This is a genomic window from Bacillus sp. LR_5 (assembly GCF_042709275.1).
In genome coordinates, this window is sequence record NZ_JAVAXX010000082.1 from 1 (window position 1) to 22,622 (window position 22,622).

Genomic DNA, 22,622 nt, shown 5'->3' on the forward strand with positions numbered 1-22,622 from the left:
GATACCCATGGTTCGTATTAAAGATATCGCCTTGAAAGCTAAAGTTTCCAGCGCAACTGTGTCCAGAATTTTAAATGAAGATGAGTCGCTTTCTGTTGCGGGCGAAACGAGACAAAGAGTCATCAACATCGCTGAAGAGCTTGGTTATCAAACCGTTGCCAAACGCCGAAAAGCCCGCGGGCAAAAACAGCGGGCCCAGCCGCTGATCGGTGTGCTGAGCTGTCTGTCCCCTGATCAGGAAAGGCAGGACCCTTATTTTTCTTCCATTCGGAAAGGGATTGAAAAGGAATGCTTTGAACAGGAAATTTTCATTACAAATTCGATTCATCTCGGCTCCTTTCAGGAACATATCTTTCGGGAATTGGATGGTGTCATTGTCATCGGCCGTGTTCATGATGAAGCGGTTAAGCATATCAGCGGGAGGCTGGAGCATGCCGTATTTATCAATCATTCACCAGATCCGCAAGCATACGATTCGATTGGCATCGATTTTGAATCGGCTTCACGCCAGGCGATTGATCACCTTTTCGACTTAGGCTACAAACGGTTAGGCTACATTGGCGGACAAGAAAAAGAGCATACGCTGAAGGACGGCCAAAGCATTCGCAGAACGATTGAAGATAAACGCCTGACCGCTTTTTTGGAGTCAGCCGCCCCCCAGCCTGAGCATGTGCTGATCGGAGAATACAGCATGCGTGAGGGCTATCGCCTGATGAAGAAAGCAATCGATCAAGGCCATCTGCCGGAAGCATTCTTTATTGCCAGCGATTCTATGGCGATCGGCGCATTAAAAGCGCTTCAGGAAGCCGGACTGCAAGTGCCGCGGGATACCGCAATCGTCAGCTTTAACGGCATTGAGGAAGCTGAATTTGCCAGCACGCCTTTAACGACGGTGAAGGTATACACAGAGGAAATGGGCCGGACAGGCGTAAAACTGCTGCTTGACCGTCTCAATGGCCGTACGCTTCCCCACCATGTCACCCTGCCTACAACATTAATCGTAAGACAAAGCTGCGGATGTACAGCAAAGGAGGTGACATAAGCAAAGATTCATCACGATGATAAGGAGGAAAAGATGAAACACACTTTTGTTTTATTTCTCTCTCTTATTCTGCTTGTTCTGCCCGGGTGTTCAGCAGAGAAAAGCTCAGCAGATACCGCAAAAAAGACGTTAACCATTTATTCTACAATGTCAACCGACAGTGAAAGAGATACGTTCAGAAAACTGGCAGCAACATTCGAAAAGGAACACAGTGACATTCGTGTCAGCCTTCATTTCCCAGGCAATGACTATGAAAATATGATGCGTGTCAGAATGGCGGCCAATGATTTGCCAGATCTATTCGATACACATGGCTGGGGGAAAATCAGGTACGGAGAATATACAGCGGATCTCCGGGATATGGAATGGACTCAAGATCTTGATCCTAATTTAAACAGCATCCTCAAAAATAAAAGCGGAAAGGTGTATGCCTATCCGGTCAATCAGGCAAAAGACGGTCTGGCGTATAACCGCAATATTTTAGACCGTTACGGCATTGCTCCGCCGAAAACCATGGATGACTTTATCAAAGCACTGAGAACGATTAAAGAAAAGAGCAAGGGAAGCATTGTTCCCTTCTGGTTTGCCGGATATGACAAAAGCTCATTCGCTCAATATTACGACCAATTCGCTACACCTCTTCTCATCACAGACCCTGCCCATAATGAAAAAAAACAGCTCATCAACGGTTCTTTTAAATGGAATAAATTCACTTACTTATCAGAAATCCTCAAACAAATGCAGAAAGAAAAATTGATTAACATCGACGCCGTCACGGCAAAAAAATCACAGCTCATTGAATTAATGGCCCAAAACAAAATCGCCTTTACAATGCAAGGCGGCACACTCGGCCAAGACGTTGCCCAGATCAATCCGAATGTCAAGGTCGGCATTATCCCGACACCTGCCATCCATCCCGGTGATGACCCGATATGGATCGGCGGTGAACGCTACACCCTTGCAGCATGGAAAGATTCGCCTCAATTAAAAGAGGCAAAAGAATTTATCGCATTTATGGCCCGCCCGGCCAATGCCAAACAAATGGCTGAAGCCACATCGCTTCCTTCAGGGCTGACGAATGTGAAAGCTGATATTTTCTACGCAAACGATTATGAGCATTATCAAGATGTCAAAGTCGAGCCTTACTTCGACCGTTTATACTTGCCAAACGGAATGTGGGATGTCCTGGGCACGGTTGGGCAGGAGCTCGCGGCTGACATTTTGGCGCCTCAAGACATTTCGCAGAAGCTGGGAAGAGAATATAAACGACTCCGGGAGCAATCGGAAATACAGGGAGCTGAAAACAATGAGTGAGATCGCAAGGGACGTTCATGTGAAACAGGTTAAGCCAAAAAAGCAGTCCTCACTTTGGTGGATGTACATTCCTGCTTTGCTCTCCGTTCTGGTCTTTATGATTTATCCGTTTGTGAAAGGCACATTGATTACCTTTACAAACTGGAACGGCTTTTCACAAGTCTACCAATGGGTTGGATTCGCGCAATATGAAAGGCTGTTTTCTGATCCTGACACTTGGCATATCTTAAAAAACACGCTGCTTTACGGGCTTGGCAGCACCTTTTTTCAAAATGTGGTCGGGCTTCTGTACGCTCTGCTCTTAAATCAAAGCATTAAAACGAAAGCGGTAACAAGAACAATTGTGTATTTGCCGGTGATGATCAGCCCGCTCATTATGGGCTACATTTGGTACTTTTTCTTCTCCTATGATGGAGGCGCGCTCAACGATTTGCTCTGGGTCTTCGGCATCAGCCCTATTAATGCGCTCGCCAGTCCCTCGCTCAATCCATGGATCATTGTCATGATTAACACCTATCAATATGTCGGGATCGCTATGGTTGTCTACTTAGCCGGTCTGCAAAGCATTCCGAAAGACTACTATGAAGCGGCGCAAATGGATGGCGCGAAACAAGGCCAGCAGTTTTTTACCATCACGCTGCCGCTGTTAATGCCCTCCATTACCATTAATATGGTCATCAACATTATCGGAGGCTTAAAGCTGTTTGACGTCATCATTGCACTCACCGCAGGCGGACCCGGAAATGCGTCACAATCCATGTCCACGTTTATGTATGATTTGTATTTCAAACGGCAGGATGCCGGCTATGCCGCAACGCAAGGCATATTTATGGCTTTTGTCATTTTGATCATCAGCTTTTGCGCACTTGCGTACTTTAAAAGAAAGGAGACGGAAATGTCATGAGAGCCGCCCGTACAAAAAGCATGCGGATCATTACGCTTCTTGCAGCCATTGTGGCCTGTGCGCATTTTATTCCTTTTTATATCCTGCTGACCACTTCATTGAAAGCAAAAGGAGACTACAGTTCGAAATGGATATTTCCAGCCGACATCTCCTTTCATAATTTTTCAGAGGCGTGGGAGCGCGCTTCGCTAGGAAACTCTTTTATAAACACCATGATCATCACAGGTTTTTCTGCCTTGTTATTAATTATATTCGGCTCACTTGCCGCCTACCCGCTTGCCCGGCGGGAAACGAAACTGAATAAAGCCGTTTTTGCCTTGCTGATTTCCATTATGATCATCCCTCCGTTAACGTCCATGGTTCCTTTGTACCGAATGGTCGTGGACGCCGGAATGGTCAATACACACGCAATCGCCATTTTCATCAATACAGCGGCTTACATGCCTTTAACCGTATTCTTATATTCAGGCTTTATCCGATCGACCATTCCAAAAGAGCTTGAAGAAGCCGCAAGAATTGACGGCGCAGGCATGCTGAAAATCTTTTTTACGATTGTGTTTCCTCTGCTGAAGCCGATCACTGCGACCATCTGTATTATTTCTTGTGTCTTTATTTGGAACGACTATCAATTTGCCATTTTCTTTTTACAAGATCAAAAGGTTCAGACATTAACAGTAGCCATGGCAGGTTTTTTCGGAGAAAACGCAAACAACCTTCATTTAGTTGCCGCAGCGGCACTTATGGCAATGCTGCCGATGGTTGTTCTGTTTTTGGCGCTGCAAAAATACTTTATTGCCGGCCTGTCTTCCGGAGCGGTAAAGGGTTAACATTAAAGGAGGAAGCAATATGAAAAAGATTACATTTATCGGTGCAGGGAGCACGATTTTCGCCAAAAATGTTTTGGGAGACTGCCTATTAACAGAGGCACTGAATGGATTTGAGTTCGCTCTTTACGACATTGATCCCAAACGCCTGCAGGAATCCCAGCTCATGCTCGAAAATCTAAGAGACCGTTATAACCCAAGTGTGGCCATCAACAGCTATGATGACAGAAAACTCGCCTTGCAAAACGCAGGCTATGTCATCAATGCGATTCAGGTTGGAGGATACAAACCGAGCACAGTCATCGATTTCGAGATTCCTAAACGGTATGGGCTGCGCCAGACGATCGCCGATACAGTCGGCATCGGCGGGATATTCAGATCTCTCAGAACAATCCCGGTCTTATTTGATATCGCAAAAGATATGGAGGAAATGTGCCCTGACGCATGGTTCTTAAACTATACAAATCCAATGGCCACTCTTACAGGCGCCATGCTCCGCTATACCAATATCAAAACAATCGGGCTCTGCCACAGTGTTCAAGTGTGCACGAAGGATTTATTTAAAGCTCTCGGAATGGAGCATGACGGAATTGAGGAACGCATCGCAGGCATTAATCATATGGCTTGGCTTTTGGAAGTCAAAAAAGACGGCACAGATTTATATCCAGAAATCAAAAGGAGAGCGAAAGAAAAACAAAAAACAAAGCATCATGATATGGTGCGGTTTGAATTAATGGATAAGTTCGGCTATTATGTCACGGAATCGTCCGAACATAACGCAGAGTATCACCCATACTTTATTAAACGGAATTACCCTGAACTGATCAGCGAGCTGCAAATCCCGCTCGACGAATATCCGAGAAGGTGCGTCAAGCAGATTGAAAATTGGGAGAAAATGCGGGATGATATCGTCAATAATAAAAACCTTACGCACGAACGCTCAAAGGAATATGGTTCAAGAATTATAGAAGCAATGGAAACAAACGAACCATTCACCTTCGGAGGAAACGTCTTGAATACAGGGCTGATCACCAACCTTCCTTCAAAAGCGGTTGTGGAAGTGACATGCGTCGCCGACAGAAAAAAAATTACACCGTGCTTCGCCGGAGAACTGCCTGAGCAGCTTGCCGCCTTAAACCGGACGAATATTAATACACAGCTGATGACAATCGAAGCGGCTGTCACACGGAAAAAAGAAGCGGTTTACCAAGCTGCAATGCTTGATCCGCATACAAGCGCGGAGCTTTCCATGAAGGACATCATCTCCATGTGTGACGATTTATTTGCAGCACACGGCGATTGGCTTCCGGCATACAAATAAAAACTAGGGGACCGCTCTCCCCTAGTTTTTTGGTTTTGTTTCGCCTTCCCAGGCCATCATGCCGCCTTCAACATTGACTGTTTTAAAGCCTTGCTCATCCAGGTACTTGCAGACGTTCATGCTGCGCATTCCTGAGCGGCAGATAAATACGTACTCTTTGTCTTTATCAAGGGTTTCCATTTTTTCAGGAATATCCCCCATGCGAATATGAACGGCTTGCGGGATCATGCCTTCCGCTACCTCTTCATCTTCTCTGACATCAATTAAATATAATTCTTCGTCCGCCTCAATTTTTTCTTTCAAAGCGGCTGTGCTGATTTCTTTTATTTCCAAAGAAAACACTCCTATTCACAGTGATCATGTTCAGTATATCAAAGTCAGCTGAACGATTGCTATTCTTAGACTGATGAAAAAAATCCCCTTTTGGCAAAGGGGATTTTTTCTAGGCTTAGTTTGCCACAATATTGACAAGCTTCCCAGGCACTGCGATGATTTTCCGAATCGTTTTGCCTTCAAGCTGCTCTTTGACCTTTTCATCTGCTTGAGCAAGCTGTTCCAGCTGTTCTTTCGTTGCATCGGCAGGAACCTGTAATTTCGCTTTTACTTTTCCGTTCAGCTGAACAACGATTTCAACTTCATCATCCACAAGTTTTGTTTCATCATATACAGGCCAAGCTTCGTAGGCAATTGTGCCGGAATGGCCAAGCTTCTCCCATAGCTCTTCCGCTAAGTGTGGCGCGACAGGAGAAAGAAGCTTCACGAAGCCTTCCATATATTCTTTCGGCAGTTCTGTTGCTTTATACGCTTCATTAATAAAGACCATCAGCTGGGAAATACCCGTGTTGAAACGAAGGCCTTCATAATGGTCTGTGACTTTCATGACCGTTTCATGATAGACGCGCTCCAATGTTTCACCCGCGCCTTCAACGATTTTGCCATTAAGCTCACCGCTGTCTTCAATAAACAGGCGCCATACACGGTCAAGGAAACGGCGCGCACCGTCTAATCCTGATTCAGACCAGGCGATTGAAGCATCAAGAGGCCCCATGAACATTTCGTACAATCTCAGCGTATCAGCACCGTGAGAGGACACGATTTCGTCAGGGTTGACAACGTTCCCTTTAGATTTACTCATTTTTTCGTTATTTTCACCGAGAATCATTCCTTGGTTGTACAGCTTTTGGAACGGTTCTTTCGTCGGCACTACGCCGATATCATAAAGGAACTTATGCCAGAAGCGGGCATACAGAAGGTGAAGCACGGCATGCTCTGCACCGCCGATATACATATCGACCGGAAGCCATTTTTCCAATTTTTCTGGTGATGCCAACTGATCCGGATTGTGCGGATCAATATAGCGCAAGAAATACCAGCAGCTTCCCGCCCATTGCGGCATTGTATTCGTTTCTCTTCTTCCTTTTTTCCCTGTTTCAGGGTCTGTGACTTCCACCCACTCTTTAATGTTCGCAAGCGGTGATTCGCCCGTTCCGCTCGGTTTGATTTCATCCGTTTTCGGCAAAATCAGCGGCAGCTCCTCTTCAGGGACAGCTGTTGACGTTCCGTCTTCCCAATGAATGACCGGAATCGGCTCGCCCCAATAACGCTGGCGGCTGAAGAGCCAGTCACGAAGACGGTACGTCACTTTCTTCTCACCGTTTTTCGTTTCTTCCAGCCAAGCGATCACTTTCTCAATCGCTTCCTGTTTGTGAAGGCCGTTCAGGAAATCAGAGTTCACGTGCTCGCCGTCGCCAGTATAAGCTGCTTCCTCGACGTTCCCGCCTTTTACGACTTCCTTCACCGGAAGGCCAAATGTTTTGGCGAATTCAAAATCACGCTCATCGTGTCCAGGAACTGCCATGACAGCACCTGTTCCGTATGATGCAAGAACATAATCCGCAATCCAAATCGGCAGTTTTTCTCCGTTTACAGGATTGATCGCATACGCTCCTGTAAATACGCCTGTCTTTGTTTTCGCAAGATCTGTGCGTTCTAGGTCACTCTTTGATTGAATTTCTTTGATATAAGCTTCAACAGCTTCTTTTTGCTCTGCCGTTGTGATGTTTTCCACCAATGCGTGTTCCGGGGCAAGGACAGTGTATGTAGCGCCAAACAGCGTATCTGGTCTTGTTGTAAACACCGTAAAGGAATCATCATGTCCATCTATAGCAAAATGAACGTGAGCGCCTTCCGAACGGCCGATCCAGTTGCGCTGCATATCTTTAATGCTTTCCGGCCAATCAAGCTCTTCCAAGTCCTCAAGGAGCCTGTCCGCATAAGCGGTGATTTTCAGCATCCACTGCTTCATTGGGCGTCTCTCTACCGGATGGCCGCCGCGTTCGCTCTTGCCGTCAATGACTTCTTCGTTGGCAAGAACCGTACCGAGCGCAGGGCACCAGTTTACAGGCACTTCGTCAACGTAAGCAAGGCCTTTTTCGTATAGCTTTAAGAAAATCCATTGCGTCCATTTATAGTATTCAGGGTCAGTCGTATTGATTTCGCGATCCCAGTCATATGAGAAGCCAAGCGCTTGAATTTGGCGGCGGAAGTTATCAATATTCTGCTTCGTAAACACAGCGGGGTCGTTCCCTGTGTCAAGCGCGTATTGTTCAGCCGGCAGACCGAATGCGTCCCAGCCCATTGGATGAAGGACATCATAGCCCTGCATGCGCTTCATGCGGGACAGAATATCGGTAGCTGTGTATCCTTCAGGATGGCCGACGTGCAACCCAGCTCCAGACGGGTAAGGAAACATGTCCAGCGCGTAGAATTTTTGTTTTTCATTATTATCAAGAGTGGCAAATGTTTTGTTTTCAAGCCAATATGTTTGCCATTTCTTTTCTATCTCTTTGTGCTGAAAACTCAAAGTAAAAACCTCCTTCTGATTGAATACGGCGTGTATGGTTCAAGTATTGACGGGAAGGAGAGGATTATTCAGAATATTCCCAAACTAAAAAAAACTCCCTCATCCCTAAAAGGGACGAGAGACTTTCGTTTTCCCGCGGTACCACCCTCGTTAGCGCGGCATACGCCGCACTCACTTGATACTTTTAACGCAGTTATGCGTCAGCGGCTTTTCACCGCTGCAACTCTGAGGTGAGTTCGGAAACAAACTTGATTGACTTTCACCAGCCGTCAACTCTCTGCAACAATATCTGTTTCTTACTGCTCCTCTTCATTGTTCTTATCGCAACCGTAATCTAACTGTATTTTATAGAATTCTGTTCATAAGTGCAAGCAGGTTTGTATACAATGGGAATGTACCCTGAACGGGCGGAGATTGAGGACAATTATTCGGGTGGAGTTTTGGTTTGACGTTTGGACTCGGCCGGTTCGCCGCCGCTGTTCAGTTCTCTCACAAAGTCAAAACTTCTGAGAACAGCTTCACCGCCGTAGCCTGAGATAATGGATAAGATGACAAGTTGAATTCCTGAATCGGGGTCAGCGGATAATACAAGTAAAATGGAAGCCGTCATGCCGATAAACCAATCTTCCAAAAATCCAAGGTAGATAAACCGCTTCGTCATTCTGGGCTTCTCCAGCCTGCCTCTCTTTTTCACATGACCGAGAATCCCCATGATTCCTCCAATTACACAAGCAATGAGTACCTGATGCAGCATCTTCATCATCACCTTCCTAAAGCCCTTATTTCGTAAAGCGACTTCAGGCCATCCAGCCCCCTTAAACGATTCCGATGATTTTCGATATCTACATACCGGCAAATCTGTAAAAAGCTTGTTTCTTCCATTATATGTGAACACATGATCGGTAAGCTTGATGCATTGGATTCATTTTTCACCCAGTGACATTGACCTAGTCACCTATTTAGCATGTAGAAAACCTTTCCGTTCATATGTTCAAATTCTGTTCTTATTTTTAGTGTATACGAGGACAAGCCCTAATGACAAACAACAAACTGCACTTGCTTGAATCAGAACATGTGTTGTGCTACGGTTACTGTAGAATTCATTTTAAAAAAGGGGAATATCAGGCTTTCGCATAGCAAGCTGACGGCCTAAGGGGGATTTATATGGCTAGTTTTCAATCATTTGGGATACCAGGACAGCTGGAAGTCATCAAAAAAGCGCTTGATCACGTGCGAGTCGGTGTGGTAATTACAGATCCCGCACTTGAAGATAATCCTATTATCTACGTAAATCAAGGCTTTGTTCAAATGACCGGCTACGAGACCGAGGAAATTTTAGGAAAGAACTGCCGCTTCTTACAGGGGAAGCACACAGATCCTGCAGAAGTGGACAACATCAGAACCGCTTTACAAAATAAAGAACCGGTCACCGTTCAGATTCAAAACTACAAAAAAGACGGAACGATGTTCTGGAATGAATTAAATATTGATCCAATGGAAATAGAGGATAAAACGTATTTTGTCGGAATTCAGAAAGACATCACCAAGCAAAAAGAGTATGAAAAGCTTCTCGAGGATTCCCTCACGGAAATTACTGCACTTTCAACTCCTATTGTCCCGATTCGCAATGGCATTTCGGCTCTTCCGCTAGTCGGAAACCTGACAGAGGAGCGATTTAATTCCATTGTTTGCACATTGACGAATATCTTATCAACATCCAAAGATGATTATTTGATCATTGATTTATCCGGATTGGCCCAAGTGAACGAACAAACGGCCGACCAAATTTTCAAGCTGAGCCATTTGCTGAAATTGACCGGAACTGAGTTAATCATTACCGGCATTAAGCCTGAATTGGCCATGAAAATGAATAAATTGGATGCCAATTTTTCATCGCTGAAAACATTTTTAAATGTAAAGGATGCCGTTAACGTGCTTCCGATTATGTAAAAAGATCCCGCTCATCCGGCGGGATCTTTCAGATTGTTGACAAAATCCTAAAATGGTTTTCATTTTAGGATTTTGTCATCTTTTCAGCGTGATTGAAAACCCTTGAAGTCTAGGAAGGACGAGCATAGGAGCGGAGCGAATGTTCTAATTCGTGAGCACCGAAGCGCAGGCCTGACAACGAATGCGAGGGTTTGTCGACACGCTAAAAGATCCCGCTCACCCAGCGGGATCTTTTATTATGAAGAGATTGATGCCTGCTTATTTGTTTCTTTAGCTGATTTTAGCCGTTTGTCATATAGAAGCGTTGTGACAATACTGATCAGCAGCAATACCAACAGAGATAAAACAAGGGCCTTAATGCCGTAATGGTCGACAAGCACTCCTCCGAACAGGGGACCAATCATTCTGCCGCCTGTCGCCGCACTGTTGACAAAGCCTTGATAAAAGCCTTCTTTCCCTTTAGGGGCAAGCTGATTGGCAATTGTCGGCACAGCAGGCCAAACAAGCATTTCTCCGATCGTCAGGATCACCATCGCAGCGAGAAACATCGGAAATTGCTTTGCAGTCAGCAGCATGCTGAAAGACACAATAAAAATGATAAAGCCGATGACCATTTGCGCTTTTAGCGACTCGGCCCATTTTTTCACCACAAAACTGACGAGCGGCTGGCCGAGCACAATGAGAATTCCGTTAACCGTCCATAGCACACTGTATAAGGAAAGAGATATTCCAATGCTTTGTGTGTACGAAGCAATTGTGGTTGACCATTGAGAATAAGCCAGCCATCCCAGTACATAGCCTCCGCTTAAAATGATCAGTGCGGCAAATTTTGCTTTGCTGTTCACAGCATCATAATCAAGCACGGATGTTTGGGACGCATCTCCCGTCTGAATATTTCGAAATCCGAAATATACAATAAAGAAAAAGACCAGATACAGCGCGGCATTCGCCAAAAACACATATGAAAACGAGAAAGACGCCACGACACCGCCAAGCGCTGAACCGACGGCCACACCCGCGTTTTGCGCGACATATATCGCATTAAATGCCTTCCTTCCCCCTTCAGGCCATACCGATCCCGCCATTGCGTAGCTGGCCGGAAAAACAACACCAGAGCCAAAGCCCACAATCGTCAGCAGCACAATATAGGCTGGCCAATCATGAAAAAAGACAAGACCCATCAGGCTTGCTAACGTAATGGCTATCCCAAGCATAATCGATTTAAAACCGCCGATTTTATCAAACAAAAAACCTCCGCATAAATTACCAGCCACACTGGCGCCGGAATTCAGCATCAGGACAAGTCCGGCTACTGTTAACGACTTTCCTAAATGATTATGGATATAAATCGTATTCAGCGGCCATAAAAAAGAAGCACCCGTCACATTGATAAACATTCCAATGACTAAAATTTTAAGAGCACGCGGCATACTCATCCCCCTTTCTTACCTAAAAAAGCTCATGAAAAAAACGAAACCTAAAACGGCTCCGTACGAATCCAGTTATCATAGCACATTCATTCTATCTGTCTCTCTCACATTTTTCAACTGATGAGCGTGAAAAAATCTAACAAATATTGTTTGAAAAATGTAAAATAAATAGAAAAAGGGGTCATATTATGGAAATGGCATTAGCATTCTTAGGTTTTCTGGCATGTCTCATTGCACTAGGCTATGGATTATATCACCTTGTCAGATATGTACTGAAAAAGGAAAAACGTTTCTCCAAGAGACTTTTTTGGCCGCTTTTCATTGGAGGCCTTGTGCTGCTCTTTACCGGGGCAGCATTGGCAGAACCTGACACTGCCGCAGCAAATGCCGAGAAAAAATATTCAGCGCTAAACGCCGAATATAAAAACCTCACAAAAGAGCATGAAGAACTTGAGAAAGAATATAAATCTGTCAGCTCCGAAGCAAAGAAATTAAAAGACAACAAAGAAGATCAAGACAAGCTTGAGAAGCTTAAAAACGAAAATAGCGATTTAAAAAAGACTCAGAAATCATTAAAAGCTGAGATTAAAGAGCTTCAAGAAAATCAAAAGCAGCTCAAAGAAGATGCAAAAACGGCAAAGGCTGAAAATGAAACACTCCGACAAGATAAAACAAAGCTTGAAAATCAATTAAAAGAGACGGAAAGCCAAACCGCCAGTTCTCATGAAGACACTGGAAGTTCTTCAAACAATACGAGTAAAAGTGATGAAACCAAAACAGCTGACAAAGCAGAAGGCTGTAATATCAAAGGAAGCAAAAACGGCATCTACCACACGCCAGGCAGTACATACTACGACCGGACAACCGATCCGGCTGAAATGTTTTGCTCAGTTGAAGAAGCTGAAGCCGCCGGTTATCGGGCGCCAAAACGATAAACAAAAAGCTCCAGAATGTCTGGAGCTTTTTCTGTTTCACAACGACGATTTAATAACCTTCTTATAATAAAGAACTGACAGAAAACCAAAAATGGAGTAGAGCGCAGTATATAACACCATCACCATAATCATAGGCGCCCATACCTCTGATCCGAATAAGAACCAGCCGGATTGGACGGCAAAGTAACTGTGGAAGAGGCCGACAACGAGCGGAATGCCGAAGTTGTACATTTGTTTGATACGTATCCCCTTTATCAGGTCGCCCTGCGTAAAACCGAGTTTTCTTAAAATCGTATAGCTCGGTTTTTCATCTTCACTTTCACCCATTTGTTTAAAATAAAGGATACAACCTGATGTAATCAGGAACGTTAACCCTAAGAAGCCGACGATGAACATCACCATACCAAACAGTGATTTTTGCGCAGCGCTTGTATCCAGTCTTGATAAATGCTCGTTTTTCTTGTTCACCTGTTGAAAAAGCTCATTTGCTTTTTCCATTTGATCGTCATGTTTCACATTGACGCCGATAAATGTAGATTGCGCCAGCTGAATGCGGGGGTCCTTATCCTTGTTCAGCTGTTTAAACAGGCTGTCATCCACAATGACAGTGGGCATGCCCCCGCTTGTAAACGTGTAGGATACAAGAAACTCTTCTCTTAATCCTTTATATTTTAATGGCTGCGCCTCGTGCTTGCTTTTTACTTTAATAACACCAGAGTCCTTGAAAACCATTATTTTTTGCAGCAAGTCGGTGTATCCTGAGAAAACGGCTTCTCCAGCCGCCACATCGACTCCTTTTACATCTTTGTCGCTAACAACAGCAAGCTGCATATTGCCGGGATCGCCCTGCATCTCTTTCGGAGTTCCATCCATGATATTTGCAATGTCAACATTTGCTTGCAGGACAGGGGTTGCTTTTTTTACAAACGAGATGTTGCTTTCACTCAAACTGTTTTCAAATAACTTGGCATCTTTCTCATTCATGAATGAAAAATCAGCCGCTACATTTTGTTCAGCGGTCTTTTCTGACGAGTAATACGAGATGTAAGCAAGAGATAACAGCCCGATGGCGAGCGCTGAAACGGTTGTAATAATCGTTAGCAGCAACGCGTTCGATTTCATTCTGAACATGATCGATGACAGTGACAGGACCTCGGAAATATTTAAGTAACCGCCCTTGCTTTTTCGAATGATATTCGAGATAAACGTAACTGATCCTTTATAAAACAAAAACGTCCCGATAATGACGCTCCCCAGAATGAAGCTCATCGCACCAAACAGTTCATTAATGGTCTTAAATTTTCCGCCAAACAGCTCAGAAGACACATAGTATCCTGTCAAAATCAAAACGATGCCTAAAGCGCCGATTATCATTTGGAAAAATGATATTTTCTTTACTTTGTCTTCAGTGGAGGACGTTACTTTAAACAAAGATAAAATACTCTGTTTTTTGATAAACGTATAATTCATGATCATGATCAAAAGGTAAATGCCGCAGAACACAATGACCGTTTGGACCAAGGCCTGCTCAGAAAAATGCAGTTTCGCATCCGCTTTGACATCGACAATTTTGAACAGAATCATCAAGACAAGCTTCGATATCGAAAACCCGGCCGCTACCCCGATCGCTAATGAACCGAAATACAGCATGACATTTTCTGCACTTAAGATGCGAAAAATTTTATGCTTCGTCATTCCAATCAATTGAAACAGCCCGATTTCTTTACTCCGTCTCTTAATAAAAATCGTATTGGCATATAAAATGAAGATCGCCACAACAGCCACAAGCAAAATCGAAGCGGTTTTAATAGCCGCGGCTCCCTTGATTGAAGCCTTCACTTCGTTAATTGCTGGATCATACTGCAGCGTGACAAAGGCGAAATAAAGCGCCACGCTAAAGATGAGCGCAAACACATACAAATAGTAATTCCGGAGATTCTTTTTCAAATTTCGCAGGATGAGCTGATTAATGTTCATGCTGCACCCCGCCTAACACGCCTTGCGTTTTCATAATATCCTGGAAAAACGTTTGCCTGTCCTGGCCCCCTTTATTCAGCTGTGTATACATTTGCCCGTCCTTAATAAAAATGACTCTGCCGCAGTAGCTGGCAGCGACGGGATCATGGGTAACCATAATAATCGTCGCGTTGCGTTTTTGATTGAGCTGGCTCAGCTTATTTAATAGATCGGAGGCCGATTTCGAATCGAGCGCGCCGGTCGGTTCATCAGCGAAAATAATGCTCGGGTCATGAATAAACGCTCTTCCAGCGGATGTTCTCTGCTTCTGGCCGCCGGAAATTTCATTCGGGTATTTATCCCGCAATTCATATATTCCCAGTTCCTTTGCAACTTCCTCAAACTTGCGATTGGCTTCCTTTTTTGATAGTTTCGTGATCGATAAAGGCAGAAGGATATTCTCTTTCACTGTCAATGTGTCTAACAAATTGTAATCCTGAAAGATAAAGCCTAAATGCTGTTTTCTAAATTCAGCCAGCTGCTTTTCCTTCATAGCCGTCATGTCATTTCCATTAATATGAATGGTTCCGTGACTGACCTGATCGATTGAGGACAGAACGTTGAGCAAAGTGGTTTTTCCCGACCCGGAAGCACCCATAATACTGACGAATTCGCCCTTTTCAATGTGAATATCGATGCCCTTCAGCACTTCCTGTTTATTCAGCTTGTTTCCATAACTTTTTCGAATTTTATTCGCTTCTAAAATCACCATTTACGCAGTCTCCTTTATATTGGATAATCTCATTATAAAAAGGAATGCCGGGCTTTTCCTTCGATACGGCGAACAAAAAAGAAAAGCATGTGACATTTTCGTCACACGCTTATGACATGTTCAAATTGATTCCGTATTGGAAAGGTTAATGTAAAAACTGTTCCCGCACCAAACTCCGACTCAACATCAATATGGATCAATAACGGCGCCGCTGCTTTTTTTGCCAAGTACAGCCCCATGCCAGTTGACGCTTGATCATGGTGATCCGTTGTGGATGTAAACCCTTTATCAAAAATACGCGGTACATCTTTTGGATCAATGCCCCTGCCACAGTCCTTCACTTGGAGCTGCGTCTGTTCCCCTTTTTGAAAGCTTTTGATCTCGATTTCAGAGGCTTCGCTGTATTTCACCGCGTTTGTCAGCAGCTGCCTGATGATAAACGCCAGCCATTTTGCATCGCTCAGCACTTCTTTGGCCTCGAGCTTTATGTCAAAACCGATCCCTTTTTGGATACACCACGATTGTAAATCTTTGATTTCTTTAAAGATCAAAGGCTGAAGCTGAATGAATTCTACTGACAGATCGTTTTCAATAAATGATATGCGTTTTTGATGAAGCTGCTGATCAAGAAGCAGGTGAATACGCAGCCATTCATATGACAGCTGGGATTTCAGTGCTTTTTCTTCCATTCTATCAATGATTAAATGCATCGCTGTTAATGGGGTTTTGACCTCATGGATCCATGCCATCAGCTCATCTTTTTCATTTTCCAATGCTAAGCGATGCCGTGCTGCGGTCTGCTTCAAGTGTTCTGTTTGCCCGGCAATGCTTCTTTCAACCATTGCTTCAAACGGCGTTTCCGGTTCATTTATGGCTGTCACATCGAGATTGTTCTCCCATGTTTTCAAGCTTTTATAAAACGCTGTTTCTTTCCGATAGCGGAACCAAAGGAATATGATAAAAAACAAGATGCACAAATACACCATATAAAGTACATTCCCAAATGATATGGAAGGATCGACAAAAGCAATGAACAGCATCAAAGCCTGCTGAAACAAAAACGCGGCAATCCAGCTCCGCCTTTCGATAAGGAATGCTTTAATCATAGAACTTGTCCTCTTCCTTCGCGATGTAGCCCTGGCCCACCTTTGTCTCGATATATGCACCAAGCTGCAGGGCGTCCAGTTTTTTTCGAAGGCGATTGACATTGACGGTCAGCGTATTATCACTAACAAAACGCTCATCGTTCCACAAGCTTCTGATCAGCTCTTCCCGGCTGACGATCTTGTTTTTTTGCTCTATTAATTGTTTTAGAATGAACATTTCATTTTTGGTCAGTTCAACAGATCCTTTGTCATTGCTGACGAGGTTCTGCTCCGCGTCTACAGCAGCGCCGCACCACGTTTTAATCGTATTCGGCTCCGTATTATAATGGTGCACACGCCGGAACATCGCTTGGATTTTCGCAATCAGCACATCAAAATGAAATGGCTTTTGGATAAAGTCATCTGCCCCGAGCTGCATGGACATCACCATATCAGCAGGATGATCCCGGGAGGATAAAAAGAGAATCGGAACATTTGACCGGGAGCGGATCAGCCGGCACCAATGAAAGCCGTCAAATTTAGGCAGCTGTACATCAATAATGACACAATCAGGATTAACCGCCGCAAATTCCTGCAGCACCTGACTGAAATCCTGAATGCCGTATACATCATAGGACCATCCCGTTAAACGATCCTTGATTTCATGAAACAGCGATTCATCATCTTCAATCAGCAAAAGTTTAAACAATCAACTCACCGCACTTTTTCCTTTTTTATCAAGTGTATAGCAAAACGCTATCATGCGCTATAGAAAAAGCCGGCTGTCTCAGCCGGCTCGTTCGCATTATAGTTCTCTTCTCAACGCTGTCAGCACGTTGGTTTTTGTTGCTTTTCTCGCCGGGTTCATTCCGGAAATGACTGCGACCCCTCCGCAAATCACAACGGCAATGATCACAAGACTCGCCGGGATGTAGGAGAATGTGTAATTCAAGTCGCCCGCATCGCTTCCGCTTGTGGCCGCAAGAATCATCGGAACGGCCAGGTTGACAAGGTAGCTCACGCCGTAAGAAATGATAATCCCAATCACACAGCCTAAAATTCCGATATACGCGCTTTCCATCAAGAACATTCGGCGAATGATTGACGGGCTCGCCCCAATCGCTTTCATAATGCCGATCTCTTGCGTTCTCTCTGTCACCGCCATCGTCATCGTGTTAAAAATGCCGATCGCTGAAATGATAACTGCGATACATCCGACAAAGATCAGTCCGATTTTGAAGACCATGAAGAAGGTATTGGCTCCCTCAAGTTCAGTAGTCACTGATGTGACATAGTACCCGTCATCTGTTAGATCATTTGTCAGCTGTTCCACATTCTCAAACTTATCAGCAAAAACACCAATGTTCGTTTCAACATTTCCGCCTTTGAAATCTAAGAATTCCGAAAAATCTTTTTTGAATTGATCACTGATAAAAATGTTTGAGTCCTCCATCCAGTCTTGAGATGGTTTTTTTGTAATACCGACAATTTTAAAGTCATATGTTTTTGTTTTTGTAACATCCCCTGTTTTAGGATCTGTCTTCGATACACTTAGTTCTATTGTTTTGTTCAGAATATCTTTCGTATAGCCCTTTGGTTCTTTTATATCTTCTGGATTTCCTTTTGCTTCTTCGATTTTTTTGTTATATTCTTCCGATTCTTTTTTCGTCAATAATCTCTTTGCGAAGTCGTATCCTACTACGATTTCATTTTCCGACTTTGCGACTCTTCCCTTTTCCAATTCCATATTGGCCTTTAATTCATCATTCATATTAGTAAAAATGAGATTTGAGCTTTCATTTGTACGATTGCCTAAAGTAGCTTTGTTTGGTTCATACACTTGCGTTCTTTCTACAACTGACCTTACGTGATCATACTTCTCTAAATCAGCTTTTTTAATAGGCTTGTCTCCTTCCTTGCCCATTACACTGACTTTCGTTACAATCTGCTGGCTCATTGTCATATCTGTAATTGTCTTTTGAAGCCCAAATCCAACGGACGACAGCACAACCAAAAACGCACACGCCATTGTTGTCGCCAGAATCGTCATAAAGACGCGAAGCCTGTTTTTCTTCATATTTCTTCTGATAAAATGAACCTGATCCTTAAACCTCAACGGTAATTCCTCCTTTTAGCACACCATCATGAAGCTGAAATTTTGAATGTCCGATAGAAGCGACTTCATCATCGTGAGTAATGATCACAAATGTAATGCCACGCTCACGATTCAGCTGCTGGATCAATTCCAGCACTTCATGTTCCGTTTCTGAATCAAGGCTTCCCGTCGGCTCATCCGCTAAGATAATCGAAGGATTTAAAATCAATGCTCGAGCAATACTGACACGCTGCTGCTGGCCGCCTGACAGTTCATTCGGATAATGAGCGGCGTGGTTTTCCAGACCGACGCGTTTCAGCATGTCCTGCACCTTTTGCTTCCGCTCAGATGGCTTGATTCCTTTTAACGCCAGCGGCATTTCCACATTCTCATACGTCGTTAAACCCGGGATGAGCTGAAAGCTCTGAAAAATAAACCCGAAATGGTCAAGCCGAAATTGCGCCCATTCCTTTTCATTAAACCCCGTAACATCAGTGCCATTAATGACAATCCGCCCTTTTGTCGGCGATATGTAGCCGGAAATTAAATTCAAAAGCGTTGATTTCCCTGAGCCGCTTCGTCCGACAATGCAGGCGATTTCCCCTTTCGCCACGCTCAATGAAACATCCTTCAATACTGGAACTTCATTCTCACGGCCCTTTTTTCCGATCGTGAAAGAATGGTCGATATGCTGAACATCAATCATATGTTCTCTCTCCCTTACAAAAGTTTCATTTTTTTATAAATCGCAAAATAACTAATCAAGAAACCGATTACCGCACCTGTACCCATGCCAATGAGATAACCGGCAAAGCTCTCGCTTGCAGTAAATCCAAAATAGCCGAAGCCCATGATTCCTATGATAATAACGATGATCTGCACCGGGCGGTTAAGCGGCTTCCATAAGAAGAAATATCCGTTTCTTTCATTAGACATTTTAACAAAGCTAATATAGCCGATGATGTAAAAAATGATAGTCATGATAGCCGGAATGACTAAATAATATGGTGAATTCTCAGCCCATTTCGAGTCTACATAAATTATCGGAATGAAATACTGCACCCATTTAGGTACTGGACCATGGATAAAATCTATTGATCCGCCAAAAAGGATCTCGAGGTTGATCGCAGGCAGGCTGATGAGCAAAAATGGCGAAATGGCCACGGTAAATGAGACTAGAAGCTGTGCGAAACTATTGCCTGTCAAAGCTCCTCCCGCCATAACAAGCGAATAAGCCAGCATGCTGACAATGATCATTCCAAGGCTGTAATTGTGAAAATAAACGGCCTGATCTGGCTTCAAAAGCATGATCAGCAAAACAGACAAAACATAACCTATGAGCTGCGGCACCACAATCACCATTCCGCCGGTAAGGAACTTCGCATGAAATATCTGCCCTCGTGTATATGGAAGGCTTAATGTAAAGTCAAAGTAGCCCTTGCTTCGTTCAATCCCTAGCTGGCTGACCGCCAAAACGACTCCCCAAATCCAAAACAATGAGATAAATGAGCTGTTTAAATAATCAACGCTGAATACGCAGGGGCCGACCCAATTTTCTTTTCCAGTGACACAGCCTTGATAGGTAAGATACATATTGAAAATCGATAAAGGATTACCTAGTATAAAAACCAAAATGGTGATAACTAAGGCGACTTTATTTTGTTTCCACTCCTTATAAAGCAGACCGGAATCCGGCATTTTACTTCCCTCCGAACTATAAACCGTTATCTTAATGTCTTACTTTTTTAAAGATGGAAAAATAACTGATCAAAAACCCTACAATTCCTCCGATAATCATTCCGATAATGTAACCCGCTATGGATTCACCAGCAGAATGCCCCACTATACCAAAACCTAGGATTCCTAACACGATGACAAGGATTTGAATAGGTCGATCTAATGTTTTCCATAAGAAAAAGTATCCATTACGCTCATTATGATGTTTTATAAAACTGATATAACCAATAAAATAAAAGAGAATACTCATCACTGCAGGGATTAATAATAAATATTTACTTTCCGTCACCCAACTTGAATCCACATAAGCAATCGGGGAAAAGTCCATCAAATTATTTTCAAAATCGAAGTAATATTCAACGTTAGGAATTAGTCTCCAAACTTGAACCCCTGAGATAATTTCTATATTAGAAAATGGCAAAACGATAATCAAATATGGCAATACAGAAGTTGCAAAAGCTGTCAACAACTGGGCAAAAGCGTTTCCAGCTAACGACCCAGCGGCCATTACTAATGAGTAAAACATAATGCTAGTGATCATAACACCAATGCTTCCATGTTCAAAAAAGTTTACTTGTTCAGGTTTTAAGAAAAGAATCAGCAGCCATGCCAATAAAAATCCGACTAATTGTGAAAGCAAAAGGACAACTGCGCCTAGCCAAAATTTCGTTTGAAAAATTTGGCTTCTTTTATATGGAAGACCTAACAAAAAGTCCATCGTACCTCTCGAACGTTCAAGCCCGACCAAACATACTGCCAGTATAATCCCTATCACCCAATTGATTTGAATCATGCTGTCTATGTGGTAATCCACAAAAAATGCACACAGTTTTGGGTCTGAATGTGCTAGGCATGACTCGTTTAAAGAATATGAGTGATAAATCGTTAAAGGATTTGCCAACACTAAAAACACGATACTTAACAAAATCACCACTTGATTCTGCTTCCACTCTCGATAGAGGAGACCTCGGTCTACCATCTCCGCTTCCCTCCAAACTTCGCAATGAACACTTCTTCCAGGTTGACAGGAAGCTCATTCCATACTTTTGGCTTCAGCTCTCTCAAAAAGCTCTTTTTCTCCTCATCGCTTTTCGGAATCAGCACTGTGTAAAACACGCCGGCCTGATCGAGCATCGGAATGTTTTGCTCTCTGATGGCCAAATTGACATCTGTATCAAACGCCATTTGAATTTTGATGTATTCTTCTTTTAGCTCATCAAGATCCATCACATTCGTCAGCCTGTTATCTTCGAGAAAACCAATTCGGTTGCACATCCGCTCTATGTCTTCAAGCCGGTGGGACGTAATCAGGATGCTCGTATCACGCTCTGCCACTTCATCGACCATCAGCTGCAGCACATCATGCCTTGTCACCGCGTCTATTCCATCCGTCGGCTCATCCAGAAGGATCAGCGCCGGTCTCGCCGCAAACGACAGAACGAGGGACAGCTGTTTTTTTAAGCCTGTCGACAGCTCACGGTATTTTTTCGTTTCTGGAATTTCGTATCTGTTCATCAGTTCATTCGCGTACGTGACATCAAATTTCGGATATATTCTTCTCAGGATATCAACAAGCTGCTTGTATGTATACTTGTCGTAAAAAGGATTTTGAACAGGCATGTAGATGATATTTTGTTTGACCTTCGGGTGCTTTTTGATTTCTACGCCGTCAAATAAAATCGTTCCGCTGTCAGCGAAAATGATTTGCTGGATTAAGCGAAGCATCGTCGTTTTCCCTGATCCGTTGCGTCCAAGCAATCCAAAGATTTCTCCTTTTTCGATTGTTAATGAAACATCTTTTAATACTTGATTGCCGTCAATCGCTTTTGACAGCTGCCGTAGTTCAATCATTTTTTTTGCCTCCCTTCACATCAGCGCTGATTTCCTTTATCCATTCGTGCAGTTTTTCCAGCTCAACCCCTGCATAGTGTGCATCGATGATGAGCTGTTTGAGTTGCTCTTTAATCATCGTCATCTTCCCTTCAACCAGTGTCGTTTTTGCATTCTCCGATATATAGGTCCCTCTGCCCCGCAGCGTTTCAATAATCCCCTCTCGCTCAAGTTCTTTATACGCTTTGCTGACAGTGTTCGGATTCGCAATAATGATCGTTGCCAATTCTCTGACAGAAGGAAGCTTATCACCAGGCTTCATGATCCCTTTCAAACAAAGCTCTTTCATTTGCTGAATAATTTGTTCGTAAATGGGTGTTGAGCTTCTTGGATCGATTTGAATCATTTACTTCCCTACTTTCTATACGATCTGAACCTTTTATAGATAAAAATGATCAATTATACTTTTTTGCCATTCAAAACCGATCATCACGAGAACAAGAAAAAAAGAACAAGCGATCACAGATGCCGCAATCAGCATTGGCACGTTACGTTTGTTTCGTT

Annotated in this window: 22 protein-coding genes and 1 other annotated feature; of the genes, 7 read left to right on the forward strand and 15 right to left on the reverse strand. The window is 43.6% G+C overall.

Translation table 11 applies throughout. From position 1 onward, the window contains the following. Nucleotides 1-7: 7 nt before the first annotated feature. From RAC86_RS17375 to melA, 5 genes are read left to right on the forward strand one after another with little or no spacing between them, the layout of a single operon-like run. A complete protein-coding gene (locus RAC86_RS17375; RefSeq protein WP_033884841.1) occupies nt 8-1,042 on the forward strand; it encodes a LacI family DNA-binding transcriptional regulator in 1,035 nt (344 codons plus the stop codon). A gap of 33 nt (nt 1,043-1,075) precedes the next feature. After that, nucleotides 1,076-2,356 (forward strand): ABC transporter substrate-binding protein, encoded by a 1,281-nt coding sequence (locus tag RAC86_RS17380; protein ID WP_377885899.1) that lies wholly within the window; start codon nt 1,076-1,078, stop codon nt 2,354-2,356. Beyond that, nucleotides 2,349-3,260, forward strand: a complete 912-nt coding sequence (locus RAC86_RS17385; RefSeq protein ID WP_377885900.1) for a carbohydrate ABC transporter permease — start codon at nt 2,349-2,351, stop codon at nt 3,258-3,260. Before RAC86_RS17380 ends, RAC86_RS17385 begins: the two co-directional genes overlap by 8 nt. After that, complete coding sequence (locus RAC86_RS17390) at nt 3,257-4,087, forward strand: carbohydrate ABC transporter permease (RefSeq protein WP_014480612.1); 831 nt, start codon at nt 3,257-3,259, stop codon at nt 4,085-4,087. Before RAC86_RS17385 ends, RAC86_RS17390 begins: the two co-directional genes overlap by 4 nt. A 19-nt stretch (nt 4,088-4,106) precedes the next feature. Continuing rightward, a complete protein-coding gene (melA, locus tag RAC86_RS17395) occupies nt 4,107-5,405 on the forward strand; it encodes an alpha-galactosidase MelA (RefSeq protein ID WP_038427852.1) in 1,299 nt (432 codons plus the stop codon). 21 nt (nt 5,406-5,426) lie between these two features. On the opposite strand, the gene RAC86_RS17400 is transcribed toward melA, so the two are convergent. The 3 genes from RAC86_RS17400 to RAC86_RS17410 all read right to left on the reverse strand — a co-directional run bounded on the left by RAC86_RS17400 (nt 5,427) and on the right by RAC86_RS17410 (nt 9,028). Next, nucleotides 5,427-5,738 (reverse strand): rhodanese-like domain-containing protein, encoded by a 312-nt coding sequence (locus RAC86_RS17400; RefSeq protein ID WP_004398993.1) that lies wholly within the window; start codon nt 5,736-5,738, stop codon nt 5,427-5,429. Between the two features lie 115 nt (nt 5,739-5,853). Next, on the reverse strand, nt 5,854-8,268 hold the full coding sequence (gene leuS, locus RAC86_RS17405; RefSeq protein WP_017695459.1) for a leucine--tRNA ligase: 2,415 nt from the start codon (nt 8,266-8,268) through the stop codon (nt 5,854-5,856). Nucleotides 8,269-8,375: 107 nt separating this feature from the next. Continuing rightward, nucleotides 8,376-8,590 (reverse strand) — a binding site (T-box leader). Nucleotides 8,591-8,692: 102 nt separating this feature from the next. Continuing rightward, complete coding sequence (locus RAC86_RS17410; protein WP_003246114.1) at nt 8,693-9,028, reverse strand: DUF4257 domain-containing protein; 336 nt, start codon at nt 9,026-9,028, stop codon at nt 8,693-8,695. A gap of 404 nt (nt 9,029-9,432) precedes the next feature. On the opposite strand from RAC86_RS17410, the gene ytvA reads away from it, so the two are divergent. Then, nucleotides 9,433-10,218 carry a YtvA family blue-light photoreceptor gene (gene ytvA / locus RAC86_RS17415; protein ID WP_119899714.1) on the forward strand — a complete coding sequence of 262 codons (786 nt, stop codon included), beginning with the start codon at nt 9,433-9,435 and terminating at the stop codon, nt 10,216-10,218. 236 nt (nt 10,219-10,454) lie between these two features. Here ytvA and RAC86_RS17420 read toward each other — a convergent pair whose 3' ends face one another. Then, entirely contained in the window at nt 10,455-11,648 is a 1,194-nt protein-coding gene (locus tag RAC86_RS17420) for an MDR family MFS transporter (RefSeq protein ID WP_119899716.1), read from the reverse strand. Between the two features lie 188 nt (nt 11,649-11,836). Here RAC86_RS17420 and RAC86_RS17425 point away from each other — a divergent pair, with 188 nt between their 5' ends. Continuing rightward, the gene (locus tag RAC86_RS17425) at nt 11,837-12,583 is read left to right on the forward strand and encodes an LMBR1 domain-containing protein (protein WP_377885901.1); all 747 of its coding nucleotides are present in this window, start codon (nt 11,837-11,839) and stop codon (nt 12,581-12,583) included. Nucleotides 12,584-12,619: 36 nt separating this feature from the next. Here RAC86_RS17425 and bceB read toward each other — a convergent pair whose 3' ends face one another. The 11 genes from bceB to RAC86_RS17480 all read right to left on the reverse strand — a co-directional run. Next, nucleotides 12,620-14,560 carry a bacitracin ABC transporter permease BceB gene (bceB, locus tag RAC86_RS17430; RefSeq protein WP_038429493.1) on the reverse strand — a complete coding sequence of 647 codons (1,941 nt, stop codon included), beginning with the start codon at nt 14,558-14,560 and terminating at the stop codon, nt 12,620-12,622. Next, a complete protein-coding gene (bceA, locus tag RAC86_RS17435; protein ID WP_003229137.1) occupies nt 14,550-15,311 on the reverse strand; it encodes a bacitracin ABC transporter ATP-binding protein BceA in 762 nt (253 codons plus the stop codon). The genes bceB and bceA overlap by 11 nt, the downstream gene beginning before the upstream one ends. A gap of 101 nt (nt 15,312-15,412) precedes the next feature. After that, nucleotides 15,413-16,417, reverse strand: a complete 1,005-nt coding sequence (bceS, locus tag RAC86_RS17440; protein ID WP_003229135.1) for a two-component sensor histidine kinase BceS — start codon at nt 16,415-16,417, stop codon at nt 15,413-15,415. After that, a complete protein-coding gene (gene bceR, locus RAC86_RS17445; RefSeq protein ID WP_033884849.1) occupies nt 16,410-17,105 on the reverse strand; it encodes a two-component response regulator BceR in 696 nt (231 codons plus the stop codon). The genes bceS and bceR overlap by 8 nt, the downstream gene beginning before the upstream one ends. A gap of 96 nt (nt 17,106-17,201) precedes the next feature. After that, nucleotides 17,202-18,512 carry an ABC transporter permease YtrF gene (gene ytrF, locus RAC86_RS17450; RefSeq protein WP_377885902.1) on the reverse strand — a complete coding sequence of 437 codons (1,311 nt, stop codon included), beginning with the start codon at nt 18,510-18,512 and terminating at the stop codon, nt 17,202-17,204. Continuing rightward, nucleotides 18,502-19,197, reverse strand: a complete 696-nt coding sequence (ytrE, locus tag RAC86_RS17455; protein WP_003229129.1) for an ABC transporter ATP-binding protein YtrE — start codon at nt 19,195-19,197, stop codon at nt 18,502-18,504. The genes ytrF and ytrE overlap by 11 nt, the downstream gene beginning before the upstream one ends. Nucleotides 19,198-19,211: 14 nt before the next feature. Next, nucleotides 19,212-20,189 carry an ABC transporter permease YtrD gene (ytrD, locus tag RAC86_RS17460; RefSeq protein WP_377885903.1) on the reverse strand — a complete coding sequence of 326 codons (978 nt, stop codon included), beginning with the start codon at nt 20,187-20,189 and terminating at the stop codon, nt 19,212-19,214. A gap of 31 nt (nt 20,190-20,220) precedes the next feature. After that, a complete protein-coding gene (locus RAC86_RS17465) occupies nt 20,221-21,207 on the reverse strand; it encodes an ABC transporter permease subunit (protein WP_377885904.1) in 987 nt (328 codons plus the stop codon). Then, nucleotides 21,201-22,079 carry an ABC transporter ATP-binding protein YtrB gene (ytrB, locus tag RAC86_RS17470; RefSeq protein WP_003229123.1) on the reverse strand — a complete coding sequence of 293 codons (879 nt, stop codon included), beginning with the start codon at nt 22,077-22,079 and terminating at the stop codon, nt 21,201-21,203. The genes RAC86_RS17465 and ytrB overlap by 7 nt, the downstream gene beginning before the upstream one ends. Continuing rightward, the gene (gene ytrA, locus RAC86_RS17475; RefSeq protein ID WP_003229121.1) at nt 22,072-22,464 is read right to left on the reverse strand and encodes a GntR family transcriptional regulator YtrA; all 393 of its coding nucleotides are present in this window, start codon (nt 22,462-22,464) and stop codon (nt 22,072-22,074) included. Before ytrA ends, ytrB begins: the two co-directional genes overlap by 8 nt. Nucleotides 22,465-22,497: 33 nt before the next feature. Then, on the reverse strand, nt 22,498-22,622 hold a 125-nt coding region (locus RAC86_RS17480), incomplete at its 5' end, for a hypothetical protein (RefSeq protein ID WP_377885905.1).